6 protein-coding genes are annotated in these 7,206 nt (G+C 59.9%); 4 read left to right on the top strand and 2 right to left on the bottom strand.

From position 1 onward, the window contains the following. Positions 1-105: 105 nt before the first annotated feature. Both pyrE and ABCP74_RS03610 read right to left on the bottom strand, forming a co-directional pair. Positions 106-786 (bottom strand): orotate phosphoribosyltransferase, encoded by a 681-nt coding sequence (pyrE, locus tag ABCP74_RS03615; protein ID WP_195919813.1) that lies wholly within the window; start codon positions 784-786, stop codon positions 106-108. A gap of 120 nt (positions 787-906) precedes the next feature. After that, positions 907-2,442 carry a helix-turn-helix transcriptional regulator gene (locus tag ABCP74_RS03610; protein ID WP_343000702.1) on the bottom strand — a complete coding sequence of 512 codons (1,536 nt, stop codon included), beginning with the start codon at positions 2,440-2,442 and terminating at the stop codon, positions 907-909. A 396-nt stretch (positions 2,443-2,838) separates the two neighbouring features. On the opposite strand from ABCP74_RS03610, the gene ABCP74_RS03605 reads away from it, so the two are divergent. The 4 genes from ABCP74_RS03605 to ABCP74_RS03590 all read left to right on the top strand — a co-directional run bounded on the left by ABCP74_RS03605 (position 2,839) and on the right by ABCP74_RS03590 (position 7,131). After that, entirely contained in the window at positions 2,839-3,576 is a 738-nt protein-coding gene (locus ABCP74_RS03605) for a DUF4428 domain-containing protein (RefSeq protein ID WP_055310636.1), read from the top strand. A 24-nt stretch (positions 3,577-3,600) separates the two neighbouring features. Continuing rightward, on the top strand, positions 3,601-4,923 hold the full coding sequence (locus tag ABCP74_RS03600; RefSeq protein WP_343000703.1) for a hypothetical protein: 1,323 nt from the start codon (positions 3,601-3,603) through the stop codon (positions 4,921-4,923). 48 nt (positions 4,924-4,971) lie between these two features. Beyond that, positions 4,972-6,207 carry an SPFH domain-containing protein gene (locus ABCP74_RS03595; protein ID WP_118385230.1) on the top strand — a complete coding sequence of 412 codons (1,236 nt, stop codon included), beginning with the start codon at positions 4,972-4,974 and terminating at the stop codon, positions 6,205-6,207. An 81-nt stretch (positions 6,208-6,288) separates the two neighbouring features. Continuing rightward, positions 6,289-7,131, top strand: a complete 843-nt coding sequence (locus tag ABCP74_RS03590; RefSeq protein ID WP_343000704.1) for a hypothetical protein — start codon at positions 6,289-6,291, stop codon at positions 7,129-7,131. Positions 7,132-7,206 lie beyond the last annotated feature (75 nt).

Below are 7,206 nucleotides of genomic sequence, written 5' to 3'. Positions count from 1 at the left end.
AAAGGGCGCTGACCTTCTGGTCGCGCCCTTGAAGTTGAACGTCAGATTGTCCAAATGCGGCCCGCGCAGCGTCGAGCAGTTACGGCGTTTGGTAAAACGCCGTAACTAACGAACTCCGTACTGCTCGTAGTAGGCGTCGATGGCGGTCTTGAGCTCGTCATCGATGACGACCTTGCCGTCGATCTCGTGGTTGTAGAGGGTCTCGACGACCTCGGCCATGGAGACGATGCTCGCGACGGGGAAACCGTACTTGGCCTCGATCTCCTTCTGCGCGGTGGTCACGCCACCCTTGCCGACCTCCATGCGGTTGAGGGACACGATCAGGCCCTTAATCTCGACATCGGCAGCAGCCTTGACCTTGGGATAGGTCTCGTCGATGGACTTGCCGCTGGTGGTGACGTCCTCGACCATGACCACGCGGTCGCCGTCCTTGGGCTCATAACCCAGCAGGTTGCCCTTATCGGCACCGTGGTCCTTGGCCTCTTTGCGGTCGCAGCAGTACTTGACCTCCTTGCCGTACAGCTCGTGGTAGGCAATTGCGGTCACGACGGCCAGCGGAATACCCTTGTAGGCCGGCCCAAACAGGACGTCAAAGTCGTCGCCAAAGTTATCGTGGATGGCCTGGGCGTAATACTCGCCCAGCTTCTTGAGCTGATAGCCCGTCACGTAAGCGCCGGCGTTCATAAAGAACGGGGACTGACGGCCGCTCTTGAGCGTAAAGCTGCCGAACTTAAGAACGTCGGACTCAACCATAAACTTGATGAACTCTTGCTTGTAAGCCTCCATGCGGGCTCCTCTCGTAATCGCGTACGTGCCTTCCAGTTTAGCGCAGGCGAAGCGTCGATGCGGGCGCGCTTTGAGGCCACATCCCCCGTTAGAGTAAGGGGCTGGGCGGCGACTCATACGCTAGTCATTTGGTGTCCAGGACCAGAAGAAGTTGATAAGGGCCACACGCGAGGCGGTGCCGGTCTTTTTGTTAATCGAGGAAATGTGGCGATAGAGCGTGGAGCGCGAAAGGAAGAGCGCTGTGGCGATGTCCTGAACGCTCTGGTCCGAAACGACCAATACCTCAAGAATATCGCGCTCGCGCTCTGTAAGCCCAAAGGTGGCGACGAAAGCATCGAGGCGTTCATCGGACGTGAGCTCCGCTGCCTCCACGGGCTCGGGGTCGGAGCATGTGGGCGCAAGATCCCCGCCAAGATCGTCGGTGGCAAGCGGCAGGCCATCCTGCATCACGGCATCATCGGCTCGTTGCCCCAACTGCCCCAGCAGCGTAATCGCAATGCCCACAAACATCACGAGCGCCGCACCGACCGCAGCCAGCACGTTTTGACTCGAGATGATCGCCACCGCCGGCGCCGTCACGAGCATCGAGCACACGTTGTTGACGACGCGACCCATGCACGGCCAAAAATATGACCAGCGCGCATAGAGCGAGACGGCGGCATATTTTGTGGTAAAGAACACCACGAAAAAGCCCGAGCCCAGATAAAAGATGATCGTGGCAGCAAGCTCGTTGCCGCCATTGCCATCGACGATGAGCACAAAGAACGAAAGCGTGGACAGTATGGCGGCACATGTCATGCCGATATTCATATACGAGCGGCCGTGCAGGTCAAATAGTGCGCCAGCGACCAACGAGCTCACGACAAGCAGTAGGCGCGACCAATCGCCCAAATCGACGGCTCCGACAGCATGCAGGGTCGTGAAGCCCGCGTTGAGAGCGGCGAATACGCTGGAAAGATACGCCGTCGCCACGGTCAGGCGAACTACGGCACGACGGAATGCCGCCTTTGCCTCGGGATCGTCTTGCCACTTGGCGCCATATTCCAGAGCATCTACCGAAAGCCCGGCAGCACTGGGTTCAAAGTTGGGGTCGGACTCGTCGCGCAGCTTGGCGCGTCGGGCACCGTGGAGCAACGCCACCTGCGCGATCGCACAGACGACCAGAACAGCCTGCTGAGGAATGCCGACAGGCATCACCATGTGGTTGATCACCTGTACCAGAACGCCCATGGCATAGGAAAGTGCGGCGGCGCGCGCCAGGCAGGGCGTCTGCGCAAAACGCCGCGCAAGATTGGCATGGGCGGTCGATCCGCAATAGCCCAGGGCGCAGCACGCCACCAGGCCGCCGGCAATTACTACCTCAAACCGCACTGCCGTAATCATCAGCAGCAACGCCGATACCAACAGCACGCCTGTAATATCGCTCGTCGCATCGATCGTCTGGGGAAGGCGATAGTACAGAAATGGGCGCACGAAAAAGCCAATCACGCTCGCGCCGACAACGATGCTCTCGTAGATGACGACCTCACTCGATGGCACGAACTCGGCTATGCGCACATCAAAGAGATACTCGCACGCCAAAAACGTGAAGAAGAACAGCGCCAGGCATATAATCTCCCGAATGCCCCGACGCAGATATGCGGTTGTGTCTCCCATGCCCCTCATGGTTAACCCCCGGCCGCTCAATTGTCTGGAATTCCATTTTAATAAAGAACCAATCTCGATATCAAAGTCAGGCTCGAAATGTTGCCAATTCGACCCCAGCCGTCCACATCACGCCGCGATTTTGAGCTGCATGGACCAGAAGGAACGCGCGCGATCTCTAGCTCGGCCAGGAGTGTCTCCAACTACCACTCATTTAAGTACGTCCCCAATGAGTGGCCGAAGAGTGTCCCCCGCGACTAGTCGTTTAAGAACGTCCCCAATGACTAGTCAAAAATGGGCCATGTGTCCCAGTTGTGGAGACTCCTTGAGCCGTCTGGGTATCGCGAAGGATCGCACACTCCCCCATCATCAAAAGTGACACACGCTACCTGTTGATGGGAGGCAGCCATGGGCTTCTTTGACAAGATGTTCGAGAAGAAAGAGTGCGCGATTTGCGGTACCGAGCTGGGACTTCTAGGTAAGACAAAAATCAACGAAGGCTACCTGTGCAAAGAGTGCGCCGGCAAGCTCTCCCCCTACTTTCACGGCTATCGCTCCAGCACCGCGGACGATATCCGTGAGCAACTCGCCTACCGCGAGGCCAACGCCGAGCGCCTGTCTTCGTTCAACCCCACGCGCACGCTTTCTGCCGGGCGCACCAATATTATGCTCGATGAGGACGCGGGCCTGCTGATCATCACTTCGCAGAGCCGCTGGCGCGACGCCAATCCCGACATCATCGAGTTCTCGCAGGTACTCGGCTGCGATATGGATATCGACGAGCAGCGCACCGAGATCTATCGCGAGACCAAGGACGGCGAGCGCGAGAGCTACAACCCGCCGCGCTACGACCTGGATTACGACTTTAATCTGACCATCCACGTCAACACGCCGTACTTTACCGAGATCAACCTGCGCGTGAACGACTCCACCATCGATCAGCGCGGCTCCATCGAATATCGCGAGGCCAAGCGCCAGGCAACCGAAGTCCGCGATGCGCTGGTGCAGCTGCGCCAGGAGACGCGCGACAGCGTCGTGGCCGCCAAGGCCCCCAAGACCGCGGTGACCTGCCCCTTCTGCGGAGCCACCACCATTCCCGATGCCAGTGGGCGCTGCGAATACTGCGGCGGCGCCATCGGCGCATAGCCTCCGGCAGCGAAAGGACCGATCATGGCCTTCGAGAGCGTCAACTATCAATGCCCCGCGTGTGGCGGCCCCTTGCATTTTGCCAGTGCCGAGCAAAAGCTCGTCTGCGACTACTGCGATTCTCGTTTTGAAGTCGAAGAAGTCGAGGCCCTCTATCGCGAGCGCCAGGACAAGGCAGATGCCAAAGCCGATGCCGCAGCCGCGGCTCCCAAACCTGCTGCCGACGATGCCGTGCAGGAGCTCGCCCAAAACGCCGGCTACATCTGCTCGTCGTGCGGCGCCGAGCTCGTGTCCGATGGCACCGTCGCCGTCACCACCTGCCCGTACTGCGGCAACTCCGCCGTGGCGCCCGGCCAGCTCTCTGGCGACTTCTCGCCCGACCTGGTGATTCCGTTTAAACTCGGACGCGACGATGTCATGACCGCACTCAAGGAGCACTACAAGGGCAAGATCCTGCTGCCCAAGAGCTTTGTCACCGGCAACCACATCGACGAGGTCCAAGGTGTCTACGTGCCGTTTTGGCTCTACGGCGCCCGCGTTGACGGCGAAGTATACTTTGACGCGACCAACGAGACCGTGACCGAGGAATCCGATCGCACCGTCACGACCACCGACCACTACGATGCCTATCGCAAGGGCAATATCTCGTTTAAGCGCGTGCCCGTCGACGGATCGTCCAAGATGCCCGACGGCCACATGGACGCCATCGAGCCGTTTGACTACGACGCACTGCGTCCGTTCTCGGTCGCATATATGCCCGGCTACATCGCCAACCGTTACGACGAGGACTGCGAGACCTGCAAGGCACGTGCCGAGCGCCGTATGGAAGAAAGCACGATCTCGGCCCTGCGCGAGACCGTCGTCGACGAATACGACGATGCCACGGTCGAAAGCAAGCAGCTCGACTACACCTGGGAAGACAGCGACTACGCCCTGTTCCCCGTCTGGATGCTCTCCACCTCGTGGAACGGCAAGAGCTACCTGTTTGCCATGAACGGCCAGACCGGCCGCTTGGTCGGCGAGCTCCCCTGCTCCAAGCCCAAGCTCGCCATCGCCTCGGTGCTGTTCTTTGTGATCGGATTTATCCTCTCCCAGATTCTCTTTATGGGGGAATACGCCTTCGATCCGGATTACCTCACCTTTGATATCGAGGGCATCCTCATCAATATCATCGCGCCGCTGATCATCGTGATTATCGGAGACGTGCTACTGGTAGGCCAGCTCAAGACGGCCAACGAAGCAACCTGTGCCGATGAGTATTGTGGCGAGCTCGACCTAACCGAGAAACACGACACCTTCAGCCACACCGAGACCACCGTTGTCATGAAAGACGACAAGGACGACTAAGCAATCCAACCAATACCACCCAGCCTTTGACGAGAAAGGAAGATCACCATGGGACTCTTGAAAGCTGGATTGGGAGCTGCCGGCGGCGTCATGGCCGACCAGTGGAAGGAATTTATCTACTGCGAATCGATGCCTGCCGACGTCTTGGCCTGCAAGGGCAGCAAACGTACCGGTGGCCGCAGCTCCAACACGCGCGGCGAGGACAACGTCATCTCCAACGGCTCGGTCATCGCCGTCAACGACGGCCAGGGCATGCTCGTGGTGCAAAACGGCAAGATCATCGAAGTCGCGCTGGAGCCCGGTGAGTTCGTCTTCGATACCGGCAGCGAGCCGAGCGTCTTTAGCGGCAACCTGGGCGATTCCATCAAGGAGACCTTCGCCAATATCGGCAGCCGCTTTACCTTTGGCGGCGACGCGGGCAAGGACCAGCGTGTCTACTTCATCAACACCAAGGAGATCATCGGCAACAAGTACGGCACCGCCTCGCCCGTGCCCTTCCGCGTGGTCGATAACAACATTGGCCTGGATGTCGACATCTCCGTGCGCTGCAACGGCGAGTATTCGTACCGTATCACCAACCCGCTGCTGTTCTACACCAATGTGTGCGGCAACGTGACCGATAGCTACACGCGCGATAAGATCGACAGCCAGCTTAAGTCCGAGCTGCTCACCGCTCTGCAGCCCGCCTTTGCCAAGATCTCGGAGATGGGTATCCGCTACAGCGCCATCCCCGGCCACACCACCGAGCTCGCCCGCGCGCTCAACGAGGTCCTCTCGGCCGACTGGCGCGACCTGCGCGGCGTCGAGATCGTGAGCTTTGGCGTCAACTCCATCGCCGCCTCGCAAGAGGACGAGCAAATGATCAAGGACCTGCAGAAGGCCGCGGTCATGCGCGATCCCACCATGGCAGCCGCCAACATCGCCAGCGCCCAGAGCGATGCGATGCGCGCAGCAGCCGCCAACCCCAACGGCGCGATGGCAGGCTTTATGGGCATGGGCATGGCAGGTGGCATGGGCGGCATGAATGCCAGCCAGCTGTTCGCCGCCGGCCAGGCACAGCAGCAGGCCGCCCCGCAGCCGGCTCCGGCACCCGCCCCGGCTCCTGCCGCCGCACCTGCGGCCGGCACATGGACCTGCAGCTGCGGCGCCACCAACACCGGCAAGTTCTGCTCCGAGTGCGGCAGTCCCGCGCCCGCCCCGGCACCGGCCAAGTGGTTCTGCCCCAACTGCGGCAGCGAAAACGGCGGCAAGTTCTGCAGCAACTGCGGAACGCCCCGGCCCTAACCCCTTTATCTGGTAATTGGCGGGGAGGTCCGCCACCCCCGCATTTGCTTCTATGGGTTTCGTTCGATGAAGGAGGACACCATGAAGACAACGTTCAAAAAGTCCGTACTCGCATTTCTGACATGCGTCCTGGCGCTTGCCTTTGCCCTGACGGGCTGCAGCGGCGGCGGCAAGGACCCCAAGGCCAACTTCGTCGGCAGCTGGGAACTCTCGGGTGGAACCATGGAGGGCGAAGAGCTGACCGATGAGTACATGAAGATGCTCGAGGATTGGGGTGTCCACTGCATCCTGATTCTCGATGAGGACGGTACAGGCGCCCTCGACCTGTTCCTTGAAGTCGTCGACCTTAAATGGGAGGCAAAGGACGCCACCACCGTAACCATCACCGCCGAAGACGAGTCGCATGACATGAAGCTCAAGGACGGAAAACTCATCCTCGAAGAAGATGATGGCAATCTTGTCTTTACCAAGTCCGACAAGGACCTGTCCGGTACGGTGAAGAAGGATCGCGAGGCGGCCGAGAAGGAAGAGGAGATCGATGAGGCCGTCGAAGACGACGATGTCCAGAGCGTCGAAATCTCCCCCGCCGTCACCGTCGCCGATGACGATCTGTGCACCATCACCATCACCGAGAAGTTCAAGGACGACTGGGGCGACATCGGCTTTGTCGTCAACATCACCAACAAGAGCGACAAGGACCTGACCTTCTACGCTCCTTCCGGCAAGACCAACGTCAACGGCACCATGAAGGAACCCTGGTTCTCGGCTCACCTGATGCCCGGTACCAACGCCACCGAGGAATTCACCTTCTCGAAGGGCACGCTCGATAGCCTTGATGACCTCGTCAATACGACCATCGGCATCGACGCCTACCTGACCGATTCCTACGAGGACGTCGCCTCCTACACCGCGACCATCGCGTAGCGGCAGACCACGACAGCCGCGGATTGGCGGACACATCCGCGCACACCAGGCGGGGCCGCAGGAGTTGATCCTGCG

The sequence above is a fragment of the Collinsella aerofaciens genome (assembly GCF_039062315.1).
Lineage (GTDB): Bacteria > Actinomycetota > Coriobacteriia > Coriobacteriales > Coriobacteriaceae > Collinsella > Collinsella aerofaciens_BG.
The sequence above is the reverse complement of the archived record's forward strand: the minus strand, read 5'-3'. Positions and strand labels throughout refer to the sequence as shown.

Excerpts from the sequence above, each read along its gene's own strand:
- ABCP74_RS03590 (WP_343000704.1), top strand. The coding sequence starts at position 6,289 with ATGAAGACAACGTTCAAAAAGTCCGTACTCGCATTTCTGACATGCGTC.
- ABCP74_RS03600 (WP_343000703.1), top strand. The coding sequence starts at position 3,601 with ATGGCCTTCGAGAGCGTCAACTATCAATGCCCCGCGTGTGGCGGCCCC.
- ABCP74_RS03610 (WP_343000702.1), bottom strand. The coding sequence starts at position 2,442 with ATGGGAGACACAACCGCATATCTGCGTCGGGGCATTCGGGAGATTATA.
- ABCP74_RS03605 (WP_055310636.1), top strand. The coding sequence starts at position 2,839 with ATGGGCTTCTTTGACAAGATGTTCGAGAAGAAAGAGTGCGCGATTTGC.
- pyrE (WP_195919813.1), bottom strand. The coding sequence starts at position 786 with ATGGAGGCTTACAAGCAAGAGTTCATCAAGTTTATGGTTGAGTCCGAC.
- ABCP74_RS03595 (WP_118385230.1), top strand. The coding sequence starts at position 4,972 with ATGGGACTCTTGAAAGCTGGATTGGGAGCTGCCGGCGGCGTCATGGCC.